The sequence below is a fragment of the Vicinamibacterales bacterium genome, assembly GCA_041659285.1.
Classification (GTDB): domain Bacteria; phylum Acidobacteriota; class Vicinamibacteria; order Vicinamibacterales; family UBA2999; genus 12-FULL-67-14b.
Genome location: JBAZYO010000002.1, coordinates 416,850 through 442,380, shown reverse-complemented (window position 1 = coordinate 442,380; position 25,531 = coordinate 416,850). Strand labels below are relative to the sequence as shown.

At 67.9% G+C, this 25,531-nt stretch carries 14 protein-coding genes; 9 read left to right on the top strand and 5 right to left on the bottom strand.

Features of this window, described 5'->3' with window-relative positions; translation table 11 throughout:
* Positions 1-84: 84 nt before the first annotated feature.
* The 8 genes from WC815_04500 to WC815_04465 all read left to right on the top strand — a co-directional run bounded on the left by WC815_04500 (position 85) and on the right by WC815_04465 (position 15,982).
* Entirely contained in the window at positions 85-1,947 is a 1,863-nt protein-coding gene (locus WC815_04500; GenBank protein ID MFA5908019.1) for an ankyrin repeat domain-containing protein, read from the top strand.
* 110 nt (positions 1,948-2,057) lie between these two features.
* Positions 2,058-4,532: a DUF1592 domain-containing protein gene (locus WC815_04495; GenBank protein ID MFA5908018.1), complete on the top strand. Its 2,475-nt coding sequence runs from the start codon at positions 2,058-2,060 to the stop codon at positions 4,530-4,532.
* A 104-nt stretch (positions 4,533-4,636) separates the two neighbouring features.
* Positions 4,637-6,067 carry a DUF1552 domain-containing protein gene (locus tag WC815_04490; protein ID MFA5908017.1) on the top strand — a complete coding sequence of 477 codons (1,431 nt, stop codon included), beginning with the start codon at positions 4,637-4,639 and terminating at the stop codon, positions 6,065-6,067.
* 2 nt (positions 6,068-6,069) lie between these two features.
* On the top strand, positions 6,070-7,833 hold the full coding sequence (locus WC815_04485) for an ankyrin repeat domain-containing protein (protein MFA5908016.1): 1,764 nt from the start codon (positions 6,070-6,072) through the stop codon (positions 7,831-7,833).
* Entirely contained in the window at positions 7,827-10,340 is a 2,514-nt protein-coding gene (locus WC815_04480) for a DUF1592 domain-containing protein (protein MFA5908015.1), read from the top strand. Before WC815_04485 ends, WC815_04480 begins: the two co-directional genes overlap by 7 nt.
* Before the next feature lie 98 nt (positions 10,341-10,438).
* On the top strand, positions 10,439-11,842 hold the full coding sequence (locus tag WC815_04475) for a DUF1552 domain-containing protein (GenBank protein MFA5908014.1): 1,404 nt from the start codon (positions 10,439-10,441) through the stop codon (positions 11,840-11,842).
* 88 nt (positions 11,843-11,930) lie between these two features.
* On the top strand, positions 11,931-13,709 hold the full coding sequence (locus WC815_04470) for an ankyrin repeat domain-containing protein (protein ID MFA5908013.1): 1,779 nt from the start codon (positions 11,931-11,933) through the stop codon (positions 13,707-13,709).
* Complete coding sequence (locus WC815_04465) at positions 13,694-15,982, top strand: DUF5916 domain-containing protein (GenBank protein ID MFA5908012.1); 2,289 nt, start codon at positions 13,694-13,696, stop codon at positions 15,980-15,982. Before WC815_04470 ends, WC815_04465 begins: the two co-directional genes overlap by 16 nt.
* Before the next feature lie 10 nt (positions 15,983-15,992).
* Here the strand turns inward: WC815_04465 and WC815_04460 are convergent, their stop codons facing one another.
* Genes WC815_04460 through lon form a run of 3 tightly spaced genes read right to left on the bottom strand, consistent with a single transcriptional unit; the run spans position 15,993 to position 20,945 of the window.
* On the bottom strand, positions 15,993-18,155 hold the full coding sequence (locus tag WC815_04460) for a molybdopterin cofactor-binding domain-containing protein (protein ID MFA5908011.1): 2,163 nt from the start codon (positions 18,153-18,155) through the stop codon (positions 15,993-15,995).
* A complete protein-coding gene (locus tag WC815_04455) occupies positions 18,152-18,619 on the bottom strand; it encodes a (2Fe-2S)-binding protein (GenBank protein MFA5908010.1) in 468 nt (155 codons plus the stop codon). Before WC815_04455 ends, WC815_04460 begins: the two co-directional genes overlap by 4 nt.
* Before the next feature lie 43 nt (positions 18,620-18,662).
* Entirely contained in the window at positions 18,663-20,945 is a 2,283-nt protein-coding gene (gene lon, locus WC815_04450) for an endopeptidase La (protein ID MFA5908009.1), read from the bottom strand.
* A 66-nt stretch (positions 20,946-21,011) separates the two neighbouring features.
* On the opposite strand from lon, the gene WC815_04445 reads away from it, so the two are divergent.
* Positions 21,012-21,437 carry a MarR family transcriptional regulator gene (locus tag WC815_04445; GenBank protein MFA5908008.1) on the top strand — a complete coding sequence of 142 codons (426 nt, stop codon included), beginning with the start codon at positions 21,012-21,014 and terminating at the stop codon, positions 21,435-21,437.
* Positions 21,438-21,439: 2 nt separating this feature from the next.
* On the opposite strand, the gene WC815_04440 is transcribed toward WC815_04445, so the two are convergent.
* A complete protein-coding gene (locus tag WC815_04440) occupies positions 21,440-22,153 on the bottom strand; it encodes a hypothetical protein (protein MFA5908007.1) in 714 nt (237 codons plus the stop codon).
* Between the two features lie 86 nt (positions 22,154-22,239).
* Positions 22,240-25,344 carry a hypothetical protein gene (locus WC815_04435; protein MFA5908006.1) on the bottom strand — a complete coding sequence of 1,035 codons (3,105 nt, stop codon included), beginning with the start codon at positions 25,342-25,344 and terminating at the stop codon, positions 22,240-22,242.
* Positions 25,345-25,531: the final 187 nt, after the last annotated feature.

Here is a 25,531-nt window from a genome sequence, read left to right as displayed (position 1 = left end):
TAGCCACAGAGGACACCGAGGACACAGAGTGTCCTCGGTGTCCTCTGTGGCCCATGTTTATGGGCAAGTGACAGGGGCTGGCTTATGCGCAAAGTGATCCAGGGACTCGGGCTCGTCGGCGTTCTCGCCATTACGTTGTCGGTATGGCTGAGCGCGGCGGCGTCGCCCGTGGCCGACGCCCGCCTTCGCGGCGCGGACGATCAGGCCGCTACGGCGGGGCCCGCCATAGCGACCAGTAATGCTCCGGTCGCGGCGGCGGCCGCCAGGCGCGACAAGGAAGCCGTCCGCACGCTGCTGAAGGGCGGCGCCGACGTCAACGCGGCGCAGGGCGACGGCATGACGGCGCTCCACTGGGCCTCGCGGAACGGCGATGCCGAGCTCGCGCAGATGCTGCTCTTCGCTGGCGCCAACGTCAAGGCCAGCACGCGCCTCGGCGGCTACACGCCGCTCCTGCTCGCGGCCGAACAGGGCCACGCCGCCGTCATCTCCGCCTTGCTCGCCGGCGGCGCCGACGCGAAAGCGGCCAACGCGCTCGGGACCACGCCGCTGATGCTCGCGGCCTCGTCCGGCAACGCCACGGCCGTGACCACGCTCGTCGAGAATGGCGCCGAGATCGAAGCCCGTGAGAAGACCTTCGGGCAGACGCCGTTGATGTTTGCCGTCGCCAACAATCGCGTCGATGCCGTCAAGGCGTTGATCAAGGCCGGCGCGGATCTGAAGGCCACGTCGAAGGTCGTGAATGTCGGCAGCCTGAGCAGCCAGGAGCAGGAGTTCCTGGCGCAGGCATCGGGCAGCGGCGCCCAGCCGGGCGGCGCCGGCCAGGGCCGGGCCGGCCAGGTGGTGGCGCCGGGAGCCCCGGCGGCACCGGCTGCCGTGCCGGCCGCTGGCGGCGGTGGCGGCGGCGGTCGCCGCGGTGGTGGTGTCGGCACACCTGGGATCGAGCGGCCGTATTTCTATAACGAATTGATCGGCACGCAGGGCGGCGTGACCGCGCTGATGCTGGCGGCGCGCGGCGGCTTCACCGACGCGGTGACGACGCTGGTGGCGGCCGGCGCCGATGTCAACCAGGTGTCGGCCGGCGACAAGACCAGTCCGATGCTGATCGCCGCGATCAACGGCCAGTTCGACCTGGCCCAGTGGCTGCTCGAGCACGGCGCCAACCCGAACGCGGCCGCCGTCAACGGCGTCACCCCGCTCTATGCCGCGCTGAATGTCACGTGGGCGCCGCGCGCGCTCTATCCGCAGCCGCGGGCATACAACCAGCAACGGACCCCGTACCTGGCGTTCATGAAGGCCCTGCTCGAGAAGGGCGCGGACCCGAACCTCCGCCTCACCCGCAAGGTCTGGTACTCGGAATATAACTTCGATCTCGCCGGTGTCGATGAGATCGGCGCCACGCCGATGTGGCGCGCCGCATTTGCCGGGGATGTCGCGGCGATGTCGCTGTTGATGGCGCACGGCGCCGACCCGAACATTCCGACGATGCGGCCAGCCGGACGCCAGCGGCTCGGCGATTCCGGTGAGGTGCGCCAGGGGCAGGACGTCTCGAAGATGGCCCCGGTTCCCCTGGGCGGGCCGGGCGTGCCGCCGTTGCAGGCGGCCGCGGGCGTTGGCTTCGGCGAAGGCTTCGCCGCCAACTCGCACATTCACTCGCCGGCCGGATTCCTGCCCGGCATCAAGTACATGGTTGAAGTGGCCGGCGCCGACGTCAATGCCGTCGATCACGACGGCAACACCGCCCTGCATCACGCTGCGGCCCGTGGCGACAACGACGCCATTCTCTACCTCGTCTCGAAGGGCGCCGACGTCACCAAGGTGAACCGCGAAGGCCAGACCGTGGCCGACATGGCCAACGGGCCGGTCCAGCGCACGCAACCCTATGCCGAAACCGTGAAGCTGCTCGAAAAACTCGGCTCGAAGAACAACCACAAGTGCGTGTCGTGTTGAAGCCGATGACTAGAGCAGTCATCGCATCGTGCTTGTTGTTGGCTGCGTTTGCCTGGCCGCCCGCCTTCGCGGCGGGTCGCTCAGCCGTTTCGGCGGGGCAGGCTCCCGCCGTGGTCAAGCCGCCTTCGCGGCCCGCGATCGAGTCCGCTTCGGCGCCCAAGGCCATCGTCTCCCACGCGCCCGCGTCGACGACGATGCTCCCGGTGGAGCAGAACGCGGTCATCAAGCAGTACTGCGCCGGCTGTCATAGCGATCGCGGCAAGGCCGGCGGCCTCTCGCTCGCCGCCTTCGACGCCACCACGGTCGTCGATCACGCCGACACCACGGAAAAGATGATCCGCAAGCTGCGCGCCGGCATGATGCCGCCCGCCGGGGCCCGTCGTCCCGAGCCGGCCGTAATCGACGCGCTGGCGGCGGCGTTCGAGACGCGCATCGATCGCGCCGCGGCGCTCAACCCCAACCCCGGATCGCGTCCGTCGCAGCGTCTCAATCGCGCCGAGTACGCGCGCGCGGTGAAAGACCTGCTGTCGGTGGACGTGGACGTCAACGCCTACCTGCCGGCCGACACCATCAGCGACGGCTTCGACAACATCGCCGACTCGCAGACCATTTCCTCGACGTTGATGGAAGGCTACCTGCGCGCGGCCAGCCAGATCAGCCGCCTCGCGGTGGGCGACCGCAACGCCTCCGCTGCTTCGACGACCTGGAAGGTGCCGCGCACGGCATCGCAGATGCGCCATGTCGAAGGCGCGCCGCTCGGCACTCGCGGCGGGCTGTCGGTGATGCACGTGTTCCCGGCCGACGGCGACTACTACTTCAAGATCATGCTGCACATGGGCCCGACCGGCGACCTGTTCGGCGGCCCCTATCGCGGCGAGCAGATCGAGGTCTCGATCAACGGCGAGCGCGTGGCGTTGATGGACATCAACCCCCGCATGAACGAGCAGGACCCCAACGGCATGACCATGCAGACGCCGAAGGTCCACATCAAGGCGGGCGAGCAGCGCCTGTCGGCGGCGTTCGTCCAGCGCTTCGACGGCCCGGCCGACGACCTGATCATGCCGATTGAGCACACGCTCGCCGACACCAACATCGGCGAGGTGTTCGGCACCACGGCGCTCACGCACCTGCGCGATTTCACGGTGGCCGGCCCGGTCGCCGTCACTGGCGTGTCGGACACCGCGAGCCGCCGCCGGATTTTCACCTGCCGGCCGATCAGCGCCGTCGAGGAATCCCGCTGCGCCACCGACATCGTCCGCCAGCTCGCCGGCCGGGCCTATCGTGGTCCGGTGCAGGCCGACGACTTCAAGGAGTTGATGACCTTCTACGAGCGCGGCCGCCACGGCTCGCCTTCGCGGCCGGAGGCCGCTACGGCGGAGCCCCGCCGTAGCTCGCCAGTAGATGCGCGAGCAGAGGCGGGGGACTTCGAGTCGGGCATCCGCATGGCGGTGCAGGCCATCCTCGCCAGCCCGCGCTTCCTGTTCCGCCTCGAGCAGGCGCCGGCGGCGTTGCGCGCCGGGCAGACCTACCGCATCACCGACCTGGATCTGGCATCACGCATGTCGTTCTTCGTCTGGGGCTCGGTGCCCGATGCCGAGTTGATCCGCGTCGCCGCGCTGGGCACGCTGCAGACGCCAGCGGTGTTCGAGAAGCAGTTGAAGCGCATGCTGGCCGACCCGCGGTCCGAGGCGCTGTCGACGCGGTTCGCCTCGCAGTGGCTGCGCCTGCAGGACGTCGAGAAGGTCCGTCCCGATCACCACTTCTATTCGTACTGGGACACGACGCTGTCGCAGGCGCTGGTGCGTGAAACCGAGCTGTTCGTGGACAGCCTGATCCGCGAAGACCGTCCCGTGACCGACTTGCTGACCGCGGACCACACCTTCGTCAACGAGCGGCTCGCCAAGCACTACGGCATCCCGAACATCCTGGGCGAGGAGTATCGCCGGGTGACCATCGCCGACCCGAACCGCCGCGGCGTGCTCGGGCAGGGCAGCGTCCTGCTGCTGACCTCGATCGCCGACCGCACCTCGCCGGTGCTGCGCGGCAAGTGGGTGATGGAAGTGCTGCTCGGTTCGCCGCCGCCGGCGCCGCCCCCCAACGTGCCGACGCTCGACGAAACCAAGGCGGTCGGTGATGAGGGCCGGACCCTGTCGACGCGCGGCCGCATGGAAGAGCACCGGAAGAACCCGGCCTGCACCTCGTGCCACAAGGTGATTGACCCCCTCGGCCTCGCCCTCGAGAATTTCGACGTGACCGGCGTATGGCGCATCAAGGACAACGGCGTCGCCGTGGATCCGGCGGGCGACTTATACGATGGCACCAAGCTCGACGGCCCGATCGGCCTGCGCAACGCGCTGCTGAAGCACCAGGACGTGATCATGCTCAGCTTCACCGAGAGCCTGATGACCTACGCGCTCGGCCGCCGCGTCGAGTCGTACGACATGCCGGCGGTCCGCGCCATCGTGCGTGACGCCAAGCGCAACCACTACAAGTTCTCGTCGTTCATTGCCGGCGTCGCCAACAGCGGCGCCTTCCGGATGGGTCGGGTCGCGGCGGTCGAGACGACTACCGCTGCCGGTCGGTAGCACGGTCCGCCTGACGGCGGACGGCACGGTCCGGCTAAAGCCGGACGCCACATGTAGCATCCGGCTTTAGCCGGATTGTTGGTCGGTAATCGGAGGAGAGGCTGATGTTCATCACCAAGAAGCACATTTCCCGCCGCACGGTGCTGCGTGGGCTGGGAGTGACGATGGCGCTGCCGATGCTGGAGGCGATGGTGCCCGCGCGCACCGTGTTCGCCAAGACCGCCGCGGGCAAGGTGCGACTGGCCGCCATTGAAATGGTGCATGGCTCCGCGGGCGCCACCAAGTTCGGCCTCGAGAAGAACCTGTGGTCGCCGGCGGCCGTGGGCAAGGGCTTCGACCTGTCGCCCACCAGCCTGGCGCCGCTCGAGCCGTTCCGCGACTACCTGACGATTGTCAGCAACACTGACGTGCGCAACGCCGAAGCGTTCGAGCTGCCGGAAATCGGCGGCGACCACTTCCGCTCGAGCGCGGTGTTCCTGACCCAGGCGCACCCGCTGCAGACGCAGGGTTCCGGCGTGCGCGCCGGCATCTCGCTCGACCAGCTCTACGCGCGGAAGTTCGGCCAGGAAACGCCCATCCCGTCAATGCAGCTGTGCATCGAGGCGGTGGACCAGGCCGGCGGCTGCTCCTACGGCTACTCGTGCGTGTACACCGACACCATCAGCTGGGCCGGACCGAACCAGCCGCTGCCGATGATTCGCGACCCGCGCCTGGCCTTCGACCAGTTGTTCGGCGTCGGCGCCACCCCGGAGGAACGCGCGATTCGCCGCGCCGAAGACAAGAGCATCCTCGACCTGATCAGCTCGCAGCTGTCGCGGCTGAACAAGGAGATTGGCGCCGCCGATCGCACCCGCCTGTCAAACTACCTGGACGAAGTGCGCGAGATCGAGCGCCGCATCCAGAAGGTCGAGCACTACAACAAGAGCGGCGAGGTGCGCGAGCTGCCGACCTCGCCGGTCGGCGTGCCCGACTCGTTTGACGAGCACGTCAAGCTGATGTTCGACCTGCAGGCCGTGGCCTTCGCCTCGGACATCACGCGTGTGTTCTCGTTCAAGATGGGTCGCGACGCGTCGAGCCGGGTCTATCCGACCAGTGGCGTCACCACCGGGTTCCACCCGGCGTCGCACCACGGCGATCGCGAGGACCGGGTCCTCGACTTCGCCAAGATCAACAAGTACCACGTCGGCATGCTCCCGTACTTCCTCAAGAAGCTGAAGGACACGCCCGACGGCGAGAGCAACCTGCTCGACAACACGCTGGTCGTCTACGGTTCGCCGATGGGCGACTCGAACATTCACAACCACAAGCGCTGCCCGCTGTTCTTCGCCGGCAAGGCCGGCGGCGCGCTCAAGGGCGGCCTGCACCTCAAGGCGGCCGACGGCACGCCGATGGCCAACGCCATGCTCACGGCGATCCACAGCCTGGGCCTGGACGAGGTCAGGAACTTCGGTGACAGCACCGGCGAGTTCAACCTCACCACGGCGCCGGACATCACGGCGGCCGCCTTCGACGGCGCTCAGGCCAAGCAGGAATAGTCATGTTGCGACAGAGACTGTTCGGAAGCCTCGGCCTCGCGCTCTGCCTGACGGTGGCGATTAGCGGGCAGGCGCCCGCGCCGGTGGCTGATGCGGCCCGCCTTCGCGGCGCAACTTCGCAAGGCGCCGCTTCGGCGAGGCTCGCCGTAGCGACTCCGTATGGCTCAGTCGCGGAGGCGGCGAGCAAGGGCGATCGCGACGGCGTGCGGGCGCTCCTCAAGAAGGGCCTCGACGTCAACGAAGCGCAGGGCGACGGCACCACCGCCCTGCACTGGGCCGCCATGAAGGGCGACGCCGAGCTGGCGCAGATGCTGATCTACGCTGGCGCCAACGTGCGCGCCACCACGCGGCTGGGCGCGTATACGCCGCTCTACCTTGCCGCCAAGGGCGGTCACTCCGGAGTGGTCGCGGCGCTGCTCGCCGCGGGCGCCGACGCCAAGGCGACCACCAGCAACGGCACCACACCGCTGATGATTGCCGCCGCCGCGGGCGACACCAAGACCATCACGTCGCTGATCGAGAACGGCGCCGACATCAACGCCAGGGACGGCGCCAAGGGCGAAACGCCGCTGATCTTCGCCGCCGGCTTCAACCGCACCGAGGCCGTCAGGCTGCTGCTGGCGCGCGGCGCCGACCACAAGGCCACCACCAAGGTGGTGGATCTGTTCGCGCTGACGGCGCCGGAAGAAGAAGCCATGGCGCGCGGCGCCGGCGGCAACGCCGCCCGCCCGCAGACCAACCGGCCGGCTGACATCGCCGGCGCCACTCGCGGCTACCGCTACAACGAGTTGATCAGCTCGCAGGGCGGGCTGTCAGCGCTCCTGTTCGCCGCCCGCCAGGGTTACACCGACACGGTGAAGGCCCTGGTCGAAGGCGGTGCCGACATCAACCAGTTGAACGCGGGCGACAAGACCAGCCCGCTGTTGATCGCGATCATCAATGGCCATTTCGACCTGGCGACTTACCTCGTCGAGAAGGGCGCCAACCCCAACGCGGTGGCGTTCAATGGCGTGACGCCGCTCTACGGCGTGCTCAACATCCAGTGGGCGCCGAAGTCGCTGTATCCCAGTCCGAAGGCCTATCAGCAGCAGAAGACCACCTACTTGGAGCTGATGAAGACGCTCCTGGACAAGGGCGCCGACGTCAACGTCCGCCTGCAGCGGAAGGTCTGGTATCAGGCGTTCAACTCGGATTTCGCCGGCGTGGACGAGAGCGGCGCGACCCCCTTCTGGCGGGCCGCCTACGCCAACGACGTGGCGGCGATGAAGCTGCTGGTGTCCTACGGCGCCGATCCGAACATCCCGACCATGAAGCCGGCGGGCCGGCCCTTCACCGGTGAAGGCATTCGTCAGGTGCAGGACCTGTCGGGCGTGCCGCCCATTCCCTACGGCGGTCCCGCGGTGTTTCCGCTGCATGCCGCGTCGGGCGTCGGCTACGGCGAAGGCTTTGCCGCCAACTCGCACCGCTACGCGCCCACCGGCTTCCTGCCGGCGATCAAGTACCTCGTCGAAGAGCTGGGCGCCGACGTCAACGCCGCCGACCACGAGGGCAACACCCCGGTTCACCTCGCCGCGTCGCGTGGCGACAACGACTCGATTCTCTTCCTGGTCTCGAAGGGCGCCGACGTCAAGCGGGTGAACCGCGAAGGCAACACCACGGTGGACATTGCCAACGGCCCCGTGCAGCGCACGCAACCGTATCCGGAAACCATCAAGCTGCTCGAGTCACTCGGCGCCAAGAACAACCACAAGTGCATCACATGCTGAACAAGACTTTCGCAAGCGCCGTGCTGGTCACGGCTGTCATCGGTCTCTCGGCGCAGGGGAGATCCGCCGCCGCCCAGGGTGCCCCGGCGGCTGCGGCGAGACCAGCCTCGACGGCCGGACCAGCCTCGGCGGGGCCAGTCAAGCCGACCACGTCGCATGCCCCGGCCGCCACTGCCATGCTGTCGGCGGAGCAGACGGCGCTGGTGAAGCAGTACTGCGCCGGGTGCCACAGCGAGCGCGGCAAGGCCGGCGGCCTGTCACTGGCCACGTTCGATGCCACCAAGCTCGATGAGCACGGTGAGACCACCGAGAAGATGATCCGCAAGCTCCGCGCCGGCATGATGCCGCCGTCGGGCGCCCGCCGTCCGGAACCGGCGGTGATCACGGGTTTGGCGGCGGCGTTTGAAGCGCGCATGGACAAGGCGGCGGCGCTCCACCCGAATCCGGGCTCGCGTCCCTTCCAGCGCCTGAACCGCGCCGAGTACGCCAACGCGGTGAAGGACCTGCTGCACGTGGACGTGGACGTCACCACCTACCTGCCGCCCGACACCATCAGCCACGGCTTCGACAACGTTGCCGACGCGCAGATCTTCTCGCCGACCCTGATGGACGGCTACCTGCGCGCGGCCAGCCAGATCAGCCGTCTCGCGGTGGGCGATCGCAACGCCACGGCGACCTCGACCACTTACAAGATCGCCCGCGCCGCGTCGCAGATGCGCCGCGTCGACGGCGCGCCCATGGGCACGCGCGGCGGCACCTCGGTGGTGCACACCTTCCCGGCCGACGGCCACTACATCTTCAAGACCTCGCTGCACTACGAGCCGCTCGGCGGCCTCGCCGGCCGCAACTCGATGACCGCCTATGGCCTCACCGAGCAGGTCGAGATTTCGGTCAACGGCGAGCGCGTGGCGTTGTTCGACCTCAACACGCGCATGAGCGAGACCGACCCGAAGAACGGCCTCGAGTTGCAGACTCCGCCGGTGCACGTCAAGGCCGGCCCGCAGCGGATCACCGCTGCGTTCATCCAGCGCCTCGACGGCCCGGTCGACGACCTGTTGATGCCGCTCGAGAACACGCTGGCCGACGTCAGCATCACCTTCGGCATCACCATGCTGCCGCACCTGCGGGACTTCGTGGTGCAGGGGCCGCTGGACGTGACCGGCGTCTCGGACACGCCGAGCCGCCTGAAGATCTTCTCCTGCCGGCCGACCAACGCCGCCGAAGAGGAGTCGTGCGCCGCCGGCATTGTCAACAAGCTCGCGACGCAGGCCTTCCGCGGCGCGCCGTCGGCGGCTGACCTGCAGGACGCGATGAAGTTCTACGAGCAGGGGCGCAAGAAGGGCGGCTTCGAGCCCGGCATCCGCATGGCGGTGCAGTCCATCCTGATGAGCCCGCGTTTCCTGTTCCGACTGGAAGAGCAACCGGCCGGCATTCGCACGGCGAACTACCGCATCGGCGATGAAGACCTGGCGTCGCGCCTGTCGTTCTTCCTGTGGGGCACGGTGCCCGACGCCGACCTGATCCGCGCCGCCTCCCTCGGCTCGCTCAAGACCGCGGCCGGCCTCGACAAGCAGGTCCGCCGGATGCTGGCCGACAAGCGGTCGGAGGCGCTGGCGACGCGCTTCGGATCGCAATGGCTGCGCCTGCAGGACCTCGACAAGATCTCCCCCGACTACCTGCTGTATCCGCAGTACGACGACACGCTCGCCAAGGCCATGAAGCGCGAGACCGAGCTCTTCTTCGACAGCATCGTCCGCGAGGATCGCAAGGTGACGGAGCTGCTGACGGCCGACTACTCGTTCGTCAACGAGCGGCTGGCCAAGCACTACGGCGTTGCCAACGTGACCGGCAGCGCGTTCCAGCGCGTCACCATGCCGCCGTATCGCCGTGGCCTGCTCGGCCAGGGCAGCATCCTGACCCTGACGTCGGTGGCCGACCGCACCTCGCCGGTGCAGCGCGGCAAGTGGGTGATGGAGGTGCTGCTGGCGTCGCCGCCGCCGCCGCCGCCGCCCAACGTGCCGGCCCTGGACGATTCCGTGAAGGCCAACGAAGGCGGCAAGATGCTGTCCACGCGCGAGCGCATGGAGGAGCACCGCAAGAACCCGTCGTGCACGTCGTGCCACAAGGTGATTGACCCGCTGGGCCTGGCGCTCGAGAACTTCGATGTCACCGGCGCCTGGCGCATCAAGGACAACGAAGTGCCGGTGGACGTGGTCGGCGACCTCTACGACGGCACCAAGATGGACGGCCCGGGCGGCCTGCGCGAGGCGCTGCTGAAGCACTCGGACGTGTTCCTGACCGGCTTCACCGAGAGCCTGATGACCTATGCGCTCGGCCGCCGGATTGAATACACCGACATGCCGACCATCCGCGGCATCGTCCGCGACGCGGGGAAGAGCAACAACCGGATGTCCGCGTTTGTGACGGGAGTGGTCAACAGCCCGGCGTTCAAGATGGGCGTGGCCGATACGGGTAAGGAACGCCGCGCGGCCGACGTCGCGCGCTAGGTCCGCCTGAAGGCGGACGCCACATTGCAGTTGGGCAGCAGTAGTTAGATGTAGCATCCGGCTTTAGCCGGATAACGCAGCCGTAGGAGCAGAAGACGATGTACATCACGCAGAAGCACATTTCCCGCCGTACGGCGCTCAAGGGCGTCGGCGTCACCATGGCCCTGCCGTTCCTCGAAGCCATGATCCCGGCCCGGGCCACCTTCGCGCAGGCGAGGGGCAAGGTCCGCCTGGCGGCCATTGAAATGGTGCACGGCTCCGCCGGCAGCACGGCGTTCGGCATCAAGAAGAACCTGTGGGCGCCGGCCGCAGTCGGCCGCGACTTCGACCTGTCGCCGAGCAGCCTGGCGCCGCTCGAGCCGTTCCGCAACGACATCACCATCATCAGCAACACCGACGTCCGCAACGCCGAGGCGTTCACGGCGCCGGAAATCGGCGGCGACCACTTCCGCTCGAGCGCGGTGTTCCTGACGCAGATGCACCCCAAGCAGACGCAGGGCTCGGACGTCTTCGTCGGCACCTCGCTGGACCAGTACTACGCGCAGCGCAACGGCCAGACCACCGCGATCCCGTCGATGCAGCTGTGCATCGAGAACGTGGATCAGGCGGGCGGCTGCTCGTATGGCTACTCGTGCACCTACACCGACTCGATCAGCTGGGCAGCGCCCAACCAGCCGCTGCCGATGGTCCGCGACCCGCGCACCGTGTTCGACCTGCTGTTCGGCGTCGGCGCCACGCCGGCGGAGCGCCAGGAACGGCGCGGGGAAGACAAGAGCATCCTCGACTGGCTGGGTACGGCCGTGTCTCGGCTCAACAAGAACCTCGGCGCCGCGGATAAGGCGCGCCTGGCCGACTACCTGGAGGACGTGCGCGAGATCGAGCGCCGCATCCAGCAGATCGAGGCCGCCAACAGCACCGGCGAGCAGCGCGAGCTGCCCGGCGCCCCCGTCGGCGTGCCCGACTCGTTCGAGCAGCACGTCAAGCTGATGTTCGACCTGCAGGCGCTGGCGTTCGCGTCGGACACCACGCGGGTGTTCGCCTTCAAGATGGGCCGCGATGCCTCCAACCGCGTCTATCCGGACAGCGGCTACAAGGCGGCGTTCCACTCGGCGTCGCACCACCAGGACCGCGACGAGCGCATCACCGACTTCGCCAAGATCAACAAGTACCACATCAGCATGCTTCCGTATTTCCTGTCGAAGCTGAAGAACACTCCCGACGGGGAAGGCAACCTGCTGGACAACACGCTGGTGGTCTACGGCTCGCCGATGGGCAACTCGAACGTCCACAACCACAAGCGCTGCCCGCTGTTCCTCGCCGGCCACGCCGGCGGCGCGCTCAAGGGCGGCCTGCACCTGAAGGCGGCCGACGGCACGCCGATGGCCAACGTGATGTTGTCGGTGACGCACCTGCTGGGCATGGACGACTTCAAGACGTTCGGCGACAGCACGGCGGCCTACGACTTGAATACAGTTCCGGCGACGACCGCGGCTGCTGAATAACATTGGCCACAGAGGACACAGAGGACGCAGCTCGGTGTCCTCCGTGTCCTCAGTGGTTAACGTTCGTGACAGTGACAGGGATACGCATATGCGCAAAGTGATTCGCGGAACGTTCGTCGCTGGTGTGATGGCTGTGGGCTTGTCGGCGCTGCTATCGGCAGCAGGCACGGCGCCGGTGGCTGACGCCCGCCTTCGCGGCGAAGCCGCTTCGGCGGGGCCCGCCGAAGCAACTGCAGATGCTCCGGTTGCGGAGGCGGCCGCTCGCGGTGACAAGATCGCCGTGAAGGCGCTATTGAAGTCGGCGGCCGACGTCAACGCTGCGCAGGGCGACGGCATGACGGCGCTGCACTGGGCGGCGATGAACGGCGACCTCGAGCTGGCGCAGATGCTCGTGTTCGCCGGCGCCAACGTCCGCGCCACCACGCGCCTCGGCGCCTACACGCCGCTGTTCCTCGCCAGCCAGCGGGGCCACGGACCGGTCATCGAGGCCCTGATCAAGGCCGGGAGCGACGTCAAGGCCGGCACCCCCAACGGCACCTCGCCGCTGATGGTGGCCGCCGCCTCGGGCAACGTGGACGCGGTGAAGGCGCTGGTGGACGCCGGCGCCGATGTCAACGCCCCGGACGGCGTGCGCTCGCAGACGCCGCTGATGTATGCCGCGGCTTCGAACCGCGCCGACGTCATCAGCTATCTCGCCTCGAAGGGCGCCGATCTCAAGGCCGCCAGCAAGGTGTCGGACCTCGCCAACCTGAGCCGCGAAGGCCTGGGCTTCGGCGGCAACCCGCAGGTGCCCGGCGCGCCGCCGCCTGGCGGTGCGCCGCCCGCCGCGGGAGGCGCCCGCCGCCCGCCCATGCCTGGCGTGGACCGTAACTACCAGCTCAACGAGTTGATCAACGCCCACGGCGGCCTGACCCCGTTGCTGTTTGCCGTTCGCCAGGGCTACCTGGATTCGACCTCGGCGCTGCTCAAGTCCGGCGCCGACGTCAACCAGGTGTCGGCCGGCGACAAGACCAGCCCGCTGCTGATGGCGGTGATCAACGGCCACTTCGACCTGGCGCAGCAGCTGCTGGACCGGGGCGCGAACCCCAGTCTCGCCAGCGTCAACGGCGTCACGCCGCTCTACGGCGTGCTGAACGTGGAATGGGCGCCGAAGGCGCTCTATCCGCAGCCGCGCGCGCACATGCAGCAGAAGACCGGCTATCTCGACTTGATGAAGAGCCTGATCGACAAGGGCGCCGACGCCAACGCGCGCTTGAAGATGAAGGTCTGGTATTCCGGCTACAGCTTCGACCTGTCGGGCGTCGATGAGATTGGTGCCAGCGTGTTCTGGCGCGCCGCCTACGCCAGCGATATCGCGGCGATGAAGATGCTGGTGGCGGCCGGCGCCGATCCGAACGTGCCCACCATCAAACCGGCCGGGCGGCCGCGTTTCGGCGATGCGGTCGAGCGCGAAGTGAAGGACGTGTCGGGGCTGCCCGCGGTGCCCATCGGCGGTCCGTCGGTCACGCCGCTTCACGCCACGGCGGGCGTCGGCTACGGCGAAGGCTTCGCCGCCAACTCACACCGCTTCGCGCCCAGCGGCATGCTGGCCGCCGTCAAATACCTGGTGGAAGAACTCGGTGCCGACGTCAACGCCGCCGACCACGAAGGCAACACCGCGCTGCACCATGCGGCGGCGCGCGGCGACAACGAAATGATTCTCTACCTGGTGTCGAAAGGCGCCAACGTCATGGCCGTCGATCGCGAGGGGAGAACGACCGTCGACATGGCCAATGGCGCAGTGCAGCGCGTGCAACCCTATCCCGAGACCATCGCCCTCCTGGAAAAGCTCGGAGCAAAGAATAACCATAAGTGCGTTTCCTGTTAGCGTTCGCCGTCCTCCTTTTCCAGACTCATCCCGCCTTCGCGCAGCAGTCGCCAGCCACCCTCGGGGGGGATGGCGCGGCTGCGCCAGACCAGCCGAACGCCATGGTACGGGCCGCCGACGGCCGGGCGACGATCCGGGCCATCAAGCTCACCGAACCGCTGCGCCTTGACGGCCAATTGGACGAAGCGTTCTATCGCACCGCGCCCGGGTTCGGCGGTCTGTTGCAGGTGGCGCCGCTTTACGGCCAGCCAGCATCTGAGAGGACCGAGATCTGGGTGTCGTTCGACCGCGACAACATCTACGTTTCGGCGAGGTGCTGGGACACGGCGCCACCGGAGAAGTGGATTGCCAACGAGCTGCGCCGCGACACCAACCAGATGCGGCAGAACGATCACTTCGGCGTCGGGTTCGACACCTTCAACGATCGCCGCAGTGGCTACATGTTTTACGCCAACCCGATCGGCGGCTTCTCCGATTATTCGGTCGTCGACGAAGGCGCGCCGAACACCGACTGGAATCCGGTCTGGACCGCGAAGACTGGCCGTTTCGATGGCGGCTGGACCATCGAGATGGTGTTCCCATTCAAGTCGCTGCGCTACACCTCCGGCTCGGACCAGGTGTGGGGCATCCAGTTCCGCCGCTCGGTCCGCCGCAAGAACGAGTGGACCTACTGGACGCCGGTGCCCCGCAACATGGCGGGGCCGATGGCGCTCAACCGCGTGTCGGCATTCGGCACCGTGGTGGGCCTCGACCTGCCGCCGGCCGGCCGCAACCTGGAGTTCAAGCCCTACACGCTCGGCCGCAGCTCCACCGATCGGCTGCAGCAGCCGCCGGTGTCGAACGACAAGGACGGCGAGTTCGGGGGCGACCTGAAGTACGGCATCACCGCGAACCTGACCGCCGACCTCACCGTGAACACCGACTTCGCGCAGGTGGAAATCGATGAGCAGCAGGTCAACCTGACGCGGTTCAACCTGTTCCTGCCAGAGAAGCGCGACTTCTTTCTCGAGGGGCGCGGCCTGTTCGACTTCGCGCGCGGCGGCTCCGGGTCGGGCGGCGGTGGCGGCGGCAGCAGCGACCAGCCCTACATGTTCTACAGTCGGCGCATCGGCCTCAACCGCGGCCGCGTCGTCCCCATCGACGTCGGCGGGCGGCTCACCGGCAAGGTCGGCGCCTTCGGCGTCGGCGTGATGAACATCCAGGCCGGCGATGACAGCGTGTCCGGGTCACCGGCCACCAACTTCACCGTGCTGCGCGTGAAGCGCGACATCCTGCGGCGCAGCACCATCGGCGCCATGTTCACCAACCGCAACCAGTCGAGCGCGACGGCCGGCGGTAGCAACCAGGCCTTCGGCGTGGACTCGGCCTTCGGCTTCTACCAGAACGTCGCCGTGACCGGCTACTACGCCCGCACCGAGACCACGGGCCTCACGGGGGACGCCGCGAGCTTCCAGGGCAAGTTCGACTGGGTGCCGGACCGCTACGGCGTGAGCGCCAGCGTGCTGAAGGTGGGGAAGGACTTCAATCCGGAGGTCGGCTTCCTGCGGCGGACGAACTTCACGCGATCGTTCGCGTCGGGGCGGTTCAGCCCCCGTCCACGGCGGCTGCGCGCGGTCCGCAAGTTCACCTTCGAGGGCAGCCTCGAGTATTTCGAGAATGGCGGCGGCGCCGTCGAGTCGCGGCAGCAGACCGGCCGCTTCAATGCCGAACTCGACAACAGCGACACGGTCAACATCGAGGCCAACGCCAACTACGATCTGTTGCTGGCGCCGTTCTCGCCGGCGTCGGGTGTGACCATTCCGCACGGCGGGTATCACTACAACGATGTCACCATTTCCTACAACATGGGCCAGCAGCGCCGCGTGTCGGGCAACGTCGGGCTGCAGCTCGGCGAGTACTACAGCGGGACGATCAAGGCGCTGACGTTCTCACAGGGACGCATCTCGATCCTGAAGCAGTTGTCGGTGGAGCCCCGCGTGACGCTCAACCGCGTGGAGCTGCCGACCGGCAGCTTCACCACGCGCCAGTTCGGCGCCCGCACCGACTACGGCTTCTCGCCGCGCATGTTCGCCAGCGCGCTCCTGCAGTACAGCTCGAACGACAAGACCTTCAGCAGCAACGTCCGGTTCCGGTGGGAATACCGTCCGGGCAGCGAGTTCTTCGTGGTGTGGACGGACGAGCAAGACACCAACCCGCTCGATCCCCGAGCCGGCCGGTTCACCCTGAAGAACCGCGCCTTCGTCGTCAAGATGACGCGGCTGTTCCGGTTCTAGCCACAGAGACTCAGAGCTTCAACGGCGTTTTCCTGATCGGCAGCTCCCGGACCCGGATACCGGTGGCGGCGTGGATCGCATTCGCGAGCGCCGGCGCCAGTGGCGGCACCGGTGGCTCGCCGAGGCCGCCGAGCGCGGCATCGGACCGGATGAACGCCGTCGTGACCTTCGGCGCATCGGCGATGTGAATCATCGGGTAGTCGCGGAAGTTCGTCTCCACGATCCGGCCCTGGGCAATGTTGATCTCGCTCAGCAGCGCCGCCGACAACGCGTAGATGATGCCGCCCTCCACCTGCGCGGTGGCGCTGTCGATGTTGACCACGTCGCCGCAGTCCACGGCCGCGTAGACGTTCAGCACCTTGAGCTTGCCTTCGGGGGACACCGCCACGTGCACCACTTCGGCGGCGATGGAACCGAAGCTCTCGCAGATGGCAATGCCGCGTCCTTCACCAGGCGGGAGCGGCGTGCCCCAGCCGGACATGGCCGCCGCCTTCTCGAGCGCCGCCTTGAAGCGCGGTTGCTCGCCGAGCAGGCCGCGCCGGAATTCGAACGGGTCCTTGCCGGCCGCGATCGCCATCTCGTCGATGAACGACTCCTTGAAGAACCCGTGCTGCGAGTTGAGCACCGATCGCCACTGCCCAAGCCGGATCGGGTGATCGGCCTTCTTCTCGTCGGTGTCCTTCTCGGCAATCGCGTAGGGCATGAAGACCGCTTCGCTGTTGCCGCCACCCGTGTAGTTCGAGTGCGCGGCCAGCGGCACGCCGTTGGCGTCCAGCGCGCCGGCGTGGCGTGACATCGCCGCCGGACGGTAGTAGTCATGCCGGGTGTCGTTCTCGCGCGTCCAGATGGTCTTGACCGCGGTGGGGGAGACCGCCTTTGCCACGCGCGCCGCCAGATCCACGTAGTCGAACGTGAACGGCAGGCGCCGGCCGAAGCCGCCGCCCAGCAAAAAGTTCGTGAGCCGCACATTCTCGACGTCGATGCCGAGCGCCTTGGCGGCGACCGAGCGCGCGTTGAGGGGATCCTGCACGCCGGTCCACACCTCGGCGTGGTCGCCTTCGACCTTCACCGTGCAGACCATGGGCTCCATCGTCGCGTGCGCCAGGAACGGCGCGCGGTAATCCGCCGTCACGACCTTGGCCGCGCCTTTCGGCACCTCAGGAGGCGCTCCGAGCGCCTTGTCGAACGCCGCGAAAATGGACGCCGTGGAGACGTCGCCGTGCCCGGCGTCACTGAACTCCGGCTTCAGCGCCGCCAGCGCGCGGCGCGCGCGCCAGAAGCTGTCGGCGACAACCGCCACCGCTTCGTCCAGCTTCACCACCTTCTTCACGCCCGGCATCGACTCCGCCGGCGTGGTGTCCACCGACACCAGCTTGCCGCCCTGGACCGGTGCGATCTCGACCGCGGCGTAGAGCATGCCAGGCGTGGTGAAGTCGATCGCGTACTTCGCGCTGCCATCCACCTTGGACGGGAGATCCCGCCGCGGCACCGAGGTGCGGCGGATGGTGAAGGTGCCCGGGTCCTTGAGAGCGGGGCTGGTTGGTACCGACTGCGTGGCCGCCGAGCGGGCGAGCTCACCGAACGTGCTGCCACGACCGGATGCCGCGTGGGTGACGCGCGACCCCTTGGCCGCGCACTCGGAGGCGGGCACGCCCCACTGCTGGGCCGCGGCGGCCAGCAGCATCTCCTTCGCGGCGCCCCCGGCCACGCGCATGCCCCATTCGCCGGTGCCCCTGACCGCCGTGGAACCGCCCGTCACCATCAGGCCGATCCACTCAGTCAACTTGTAGGCGCCGTAGTCCACACCGCGCCCAAGCACGGCAGGCACATAGCCGCCGCCCATGGCGCGGATGATGTAGCCGTTGGCGTACTCGTCCAGCGCCGGCGCCTCCTGCACGCGGACCAGCGACCAGTCCGCTTCCAGTTCCTCGGCCGCCATCATCGCCAGCGCCGTCGGCGTGCCCTGTCCCATCTCGCAGTGCGGGATCAGGATGGTGACGAAGTTGTCGGGCGTGATGGTGATCCAGGTGGTGAGCTGACCCCTCTCAGCGGCATCGGCGGAGACGAGGGAGTGCCGGCTCGGGGCAAACGTGAAGCCGGCGACGCCGAGCAGGAAGCCCCCGCCCGCGACGGTGCCGGCGCCAATAAAGGCGCGCCTGGTCCACTTGTTCACGACCCCGCTCCTTCGTTCTGCGCGGCGGCGTGGATGGCGGCGCGCACGCGGGCGAACGTGCCGCACCGGCAGATGTTCGTCAGGCCCTCGTCGATCTCGTCGTCAGTGGGGTTCGGCGTCTTTTCCAGCAGCGCCGCGGCGGCCATGATCAGGCCCGACTGGCAGTAGCCGCACTGCGGCACCTGATGCGCGAGCCAGGCCTGCTGCACCTTGTGGAGCGTGCCGGCCTGCGCCAGCCCTTCAATGGTCGTCACGCTCTTGCCGTTGGCGGCGGAGACGGGCAGCACGCACGAACGCACCGGACGGCCGTCCAGGTGGACGGTGCACGCCCCGCAGGCGGAGATGCCGCAGCCGTACTTGGTGCCGGTGAGTCCGAGCGTCTCGCGAAGCGCCCACAGGAGGGGCATCTCCGGCTCGACGTCGAGCGTCTGGATCGTGCCGTTGACGGTTACCGTGATGGCCATCTGGGGTCCCCTTGATGTTGGCGGACCCCAGTCTAGCCCAACCTCAGGCGGCCTTCGCCAACACCTCCGGCTCGAGCGCCAGGGCCAGCACCTCGTCGATCGTGCTTACCGCGTGGAAGCGCATGTGCTCGCGCACGTCGGCCGGGACGTCGTCCAGGTCGGGCGCGTTGCGTTCGGGCAGAATCACTTCGGTGAGCCCCGCCGCGTGCGCCGCCAGCACCTTCTGTTTCAGGCCGCCGATTGGCAACACGCGGCCCTGGAGCGTGACCTCGCCGGTCATGCCAATCGTGCTCTTGACCGATCGGCCGGTCAGCAGCGAAGCAAGCGCGGTTACCATCGTGACGCCCGCGCTGGGGCCGTCTTTCGGCACGGCGCCGGCCGGCACGTGGAGGTGGAACTCCTTGCCGGCGAAGGCGTCATCGGGGATGCCCAGCGGCGCGGCGTGGCTTCGCACGTAGGTCAGCGCGATGCGTGCCGACTCCTTCATTACGTCGCCCAACTGGCCGGTGAGCACGAGGCCGCCCGAGCCGGCCATCGAGGCCGCCTCGACGAACAGCACGTCGCCGCCCACGCCCGTGACGGCCAGGCCGGTCGCGACACCCGGTGTCGCCGTGCGCGCCGCCACTTCGTGGAAGACCTTCTGGCGACCCAGCGCCTGTCGCACCGCCGCCTCGTCGATCACCACCGGCTTGGCCGCGGTGGCGGTCGCCACCGACGCGGCCGTCTTGCGCAACAGCGTCCCGATCTCGCGCTCGAGCTGACGGACGCCGGCCTCGCGCGTGTACTCGCTCACGACGAGCCGGAGCACTTCGTCCGTGGTCGTCACGTCGTCCGGGACGAGGCCGTTGCGCTCGACCTGCCGCGGCCACAGATAACCGCGGGCAATCGCGACCTTCTCGTCGATGGTGTAGCCGTCGAACTGGATCACCTCCATGCGGTCGAGCAGCGGACCGGGGATCCGGTCAGCCACGTTGGCCGTGGCGATGAACAGCACGTGCGAAAGGTCAATCTCGACGTCGAGATAGTGATCGCCGAACGCGTGGTTCTGCGCCGGGTCGAGCACTTCGAGCAGCGCGGCCGAGGGGTCCCCGCGCCAGTCGGCGCCGAGCTTGTCCACCTCGTCGAGCATGATCACCGGGTTCATGGTGCCGGCATCGCGCAGCGCGCGGACGAGGCGTCCGGGCAGCGCGCCGATGTAGGTGCGCCGGTGGCCGCGAATCTCCGCCTCGTCGCGGACGCCGCCGAGCGACATCCGGACGAACTGGCGGCCGGTGGCCCGCGCGATCGATTCACCGATCGAGGTCTTGCCGGTGCCCGGAGGGCCGACCAGCGTCAGGATGGCGCCCGAGCGCTTGTCATCCGACAACCCGCGTTCGGCGCGGAGCTTACGCACCGCGAGGTACTCGGTGATGCGCGTCTTGACGTCGTCCAGGCCGGCATGGTCGGCGTCGAGCACCTGGCGGGCGTAGGCCGGGTCGAGGCGCTCTTCCGATCGCTTCGCCCATGGCACGGCCAGCAGCCAGTCGAGGTAGGTGCGGATCATCGACGCTTCGGCATTCGAGTCGCCCATCCGTTCAAATCGCGACAGCTCGCGTTCCGCCTGCTGCTGGATCTTCTCGGGCATCGCCGCGGCGGCAATCTTCTTGCGGTACTCGTCGGCGACCGAGGCTTCGTCGTGGCCGAGCTCCTTGCGGATCGCGTCCATCTGCTTGTTCAGGAAGTACTCGCGCTGCTGCTTCTGGGCGCCAGAATCGACGTCGTCACGGATCCGCTTGCGCAGCTGCAGGTCGGTCAGCCGTTCCTTCTGGAGGCGTACGGCCAGCGTCAGCCGCTCGACGATGTCGAGCGTCTCGAGCAGGTCGATCTTCTGGTCCACGCTGAGGTCCGGCGAGTAGCCCGCCGTGTCAGCCAGCGCGCCGGCATCGGTAATCGAACGCAGGAACGCGCTGATGCGCCCGTCGTCGCCGCGCAACTGCAGCAGTTCCTCGACCACGGCGCGATATTCGCTCTCGAGATCGTGGGTGAGACTGGCGGGCGCGGGGGTATCGGAAAGCTCGGTCACGTCCACCCGCAGACTGCCATCCGCGCCGGTAGTGGCCGCGCCAGGCACCGCGCGGTGGAGACCCATCAGCGACACGGCGAACCGGCGGCCGCCGAGCTTGACGCGCTCGGAGACCTCGGCGACGACGCCGACCTTGGCGTAGTCGCGGCCGCGCCGCGGCAGCAGCAGCACGTGCGTGTCGGCGCCCGGATCCACGGACAGGGTGACCGGCATGCCGGGGAAGACCACGGTGTCGTCGAGGGCGATCAGTCGATAGGTAGCCATGATTCCGACGTTACGCGCAATACTTGATGATGTCAACTATTGAGGTAATGAACTATACTGGCGCCGATGTGCGCGAAGCCCAAGGGCCCGCAGGCGTGCGAGGCGTGGCAGCTCCTGGTGCGCTTTTCCTTCACGCAGCGGTCCAACCTGCCGCCCCTCGCCGCCGAGCTCGAGTTGTCTCCCGCGCAGTGCCACCTGCTCAACCTGATCGAGCCCGATCGGCCGATGCCGATGGGGCAGCTGGCGGGCGCGCTGTCGTGCGACGCCTCGAACGTGACCGGGCTGGTCGATCGGCTGGAGTCGCGCGGGTTGCTGCAGCGGCGTCCGTCCGACGAGGATCGGCGGGTCAAGGTGCTCAGCCTCACGCCGCTGGGGGCGAGGCTGCGGGCGGCACTGCTCGAGCGGATGACGGCGCCGCCGCCGACGCTGGCGCGGCTGTCGCGGGAAGAGCAGCGGGCGCTGGTGGGGCTGCTGCGGCGCCTGCTCGAGTAACGCTACTTCTCCGCCACTCGGCCGCCCACGGGCCGGCCACCAATCATCACGTAGTCGTAGGTCATTCGAAAAGTCGAGGCGCCGAACAGCCGCACGTTCGCGGTTGACGACACTTCCACCGGTACCACGGCATCGCCGACCCGCCCGTATTTCCACACCACATCCGTATTGCGGATCCAGAACGACGGGTTCTTCACCAACCGGCCCTCGATCCTGACCATCCGCCCGTCCGCCGGATCGATTACCACGGCTCCCCGGACGATGCCGTGGGCCTTGCGCAGGGGCGTCAGCAGGATGCGTTGAAGCCCGGCATCCACGATGCCGCCGTCGGCAAACGTGTAGTTGGCGCCGATCAGCGGCGCGCGCGTGGGGTAGCCATCAGCGATCAGCTTCAGCTCACCGTTGAGCATGCCTCGCAGCACCTTATTGCGGATGTATTCGCTGCCACCTTCGGCCGTGACCTCGTAACGGAAGGTGCCCGGCGGAATCAGTTCGGTCCAGGCTTCAAGCCAGCCCAGCCGATTGGAGCCGGGGTTACCGGCGTCGAGGCGGCGGAACGCGCGATAGGCCGGAGGGCCGGCGGCGCTGGCCCGGGAGAGCACGCGCTCGAAGTCAGGGGCGGGCGCCGAACGCGCCGATATCGAACCGGCGCTCCCTAATAGTGTGAGCGCCAGGACCAACGACGCCGGTATAAGCCGCCGAAGGTGCAGGTTCATGGGGCCGATCCACGACCGGTGCAGACGGCATGCCAGTCCGGGCCCGTCGAGTCGGATCGACCAGGCCCGTACCAGCGTAACGCGGCTTACTTCTCGCTGATCGGCGCCTTCTTGATGCGCACCAGCATGTTGTTGAACGCCGGCAGCTGATCGGTCAGCGTCTTGTCGAGCCGGTCGGTTTCACCTTTCAGTTCAGCTATCAGGTCGGCAAAGATCGGCTCCACGTTGCCAGTGGGCCGGCCTTCACCCGACACCGCCACGCGCAGGAGCGAGGCCAGCCGGTTGTTGGTCTTGATCGGGAAGTTCAGCGGATCCTGTCCGCTTTGGTTCTTCACCTGGTAGACGTCTTCTTCCACCGTGGACAGCGCCTTGGCCAACTGCTCGCCGGCGCTGCGGACCTCCGCCGGCGCGTCCTTGATGCGATCGGCGATGTCGGTCTTGATGCGACGAACCTTCACCACCGCGAGGTTGGCCTCGTTGACCTTGTCGCGAATGCGGCTCGCCAGGTCCCACTGGAACTGCAGGTCGGCGTCGCTGACGGGACGGAGCGGGTGCTTCAGCACGGCGAACGGCTGCGTCTGCGTCACGCCGTCGGCGGTGAGGCGCACCTGGTAGCTGCCCGGGAGCACGGCGGGACCGTTCTGGGTGGCGCCCCACAGGATCATGCCGGGGAACGTGACCACGCCGGTTGAGTTCAGGTCCCACGTGAAGCGGTTCATGCCGGCCGCCATCGGCGCGCCCTGCGGTCCGCCAAACCCGCCACCACCGCCGCCGCCAGCGGGCGCCTCGCCGGCCGGCCGCGGCGGCACGCCGTTGACCGAGCGCACGACCTGGCCCTTCGCGTCGAGGAAGTCGATGGTCAGCGCCTTGGGCTGCGTCTTCAGGTAGTAGGTCACGATCGGCCGGTCGAGGCCGCGCGTGGCGTTGGCCGGCTTGAACACCGTCACGTCCGAGACCGGGGCGAGGCCGAATTGCCGCAGCGCGGCGATGTCGTCCATCACGTAGAAACTGCGGCCGTGGGTGCCGATGGCGAGCGCGTTGTCTTCCACGATCAGGTCGGCCACCGGCACGTCGGGCAGGCCGTTGCTGAACTTCAGCCACTGCTCGCCGTCGTTGTACGAGATGTAGACGCCGTGCTGCGTGCCCGCATACAGCATCCCGCGGCGCATCGGATCCTCGCGCACCGTGTGCGCGTAGTCGTTGGCCGGAATGCCGTTGACGATCTTCGTCCAGGTCTTGCCGTAGTCGCGCGTGCGGAAGATGTAGGGCGAGCGATCGCCGAGCAGCTGCTTCTTCACGGCCACGTAGGCGGTGCCGTTGTCGAACGACGAGCCGTCGATCTGGCTGACGCGGCCGAGGTCGGGCATGTCGGTGGGCGTCACGTTGGTCCACGTCTTCCCGTGGTCGCGCGTCACCTGGATCAGGCCGTCGTCGGAGCCGGCCCACATCACGTTGATGTCCTTCTTGCCGGGGCCGATCGAGAACACCGTCCCGTAGATCTCAGGGCTGTTCATGTCGTGCGTGATCGGGCCGCCCGAGTCCCCCATGGTCTTCGGGTCGTGGCGGGTGAGGTCGCCGCTGATCGCCACCCAGGTATCGCCGCCGTTGGTGGACTTCCAGATCCGCTGCGAACTGGTGTACAGGGTATTGGGATCCACGTACGAAAAGATGATCGGGTAGGTCCACTGCCAGCGTTCCTTGACGTCTTTCGACGGCTCGCCGGAGAAGAAGCGCGGGTAGGCGCCCACTTCCTTGAACTCGCCGGTGCGGCGGTTCAGCCGGGTCAGGAACGAGCCGTTGTTGGTGCCGCCGAAGAACACGTCGGGGTCGGTGGCATGCGGCGCAATGTAGCCGGGCTCGCCGCCGCCGGCCTGATAGGGCGCCACCGGCGGGTTGCCGCCGAAACCGCCGCCGCCGGCGTTGGTGTTGCTCGGCACGCACAGCGTGCTGTTGTCCTGCTGCGAGCCGCAGACGTGGAAGGGCAGGTGCGCCGTGGTGATGACGTGGTACCACTGCGCGGTCGGGAAGTCCTGGTCGCTCCAGTTCGGCACCCGCGTGTTGACGTTGAAGGTGATGGCGCCGCCGCCGTCGTTGCCGTCGATCACGTGGTTGGCGTTGTCGGGATCGACCCACAGGTCGTGATGGTCGCCGTGCGTGCCCTGACCCACCTGTACGGTGGTCTTGCCGCCGTCGGTGGATCGGAACAGCGACGTGTTCTGCATGTAGACCACGTCCTTGTTGCCCGGGTCGCCGAACACGTGCGTGTAGTAGAAGGCGCGCTGGCGAATGGTGCGCGACGGGTTGGTCAGCTGCCACGACGCGCCGGCGTCGTCCGACACGAACAGGCCGCCGTTCTCGTTTTCGATCAGCGCGTAAACGCGGTTGGAATCCGCCGCGGTCAGCGCCACGCCAATGCGGCCAACCATGCCGGTGGGCATGCCCGGGTTGCGGGTGATCTCGGTCCAGGTCTCGCCGCCGTCGGTGGACTTGTAGAGGCCGCTGCCCGGGCCGCCGCTCGACATCTGGTACTCGATGCGGTACGCCTCCCACATGGCCGCGAACATCACGTTGGGGTTTCGGGTGTCGATGGCCAGGTCCACGGCGCCGGTCCTGGCGTCCTTGAACAGCGTGCGCTTCCACGTCTTGCCGCCGTCGCTGCTCTTGAACACGCCGCGTTCTTCACTGGGGCCGTAGTAGAGGCCGAAGCTCGCGACGTAGACGATGTCGGGGTTGGTCGGGTGGATGCGGATCTTGGAGATGGCGTCGGAGTTCCGGAAGCCGACGTTGGTCCACTTCTGGCCGCCGTCGACCGACTTGTAGACGCCGTCACCCGGCATGATGTTGCCGCGGATGCACGACTCGCCCATGCCGATGAAGACGGTGTCGGGATTGGAGTCGGAGACGGCGACGGCGCCGACCGAGGCACTGGTGATCTGGCCATCGGTGACCGGCGCCCAGTTGTTGCCGGCGTCGGTGGTCTTCCAGAGGCCGCCGCCCACCGCGCCGAAGTAGGCCTCGAGCGGCCTTCCCTTCACGCCTGAGACCGCAATCGAGCGGCCGCCGCGATTGGGGCCGATGCCGCGCCAGCGATAGGCGTCGAGCAGCGACGGATCAACCGCCGGCGCTTGCGCCGCCGCGGAGGCCATCACGGTGTCGAAGTGCCCGGCGTAGGCCAGGGCGCACAGGGACAAACAAGCGAACACGAGCCGAAGCCGGCTGCGCAAAACCATCATCGGAAGGCCTCCAGAAAGGGCTGAGTTTACCAGTACGAATGCCTTGGAACTCGATTCGCGAGGGTATCCGCGCATATCGACGGGTGAGTGCCGTCTTTTAAGTCATGCGCTGCCAGACTCTGAGTCATCCGTTACCCAGATTCGG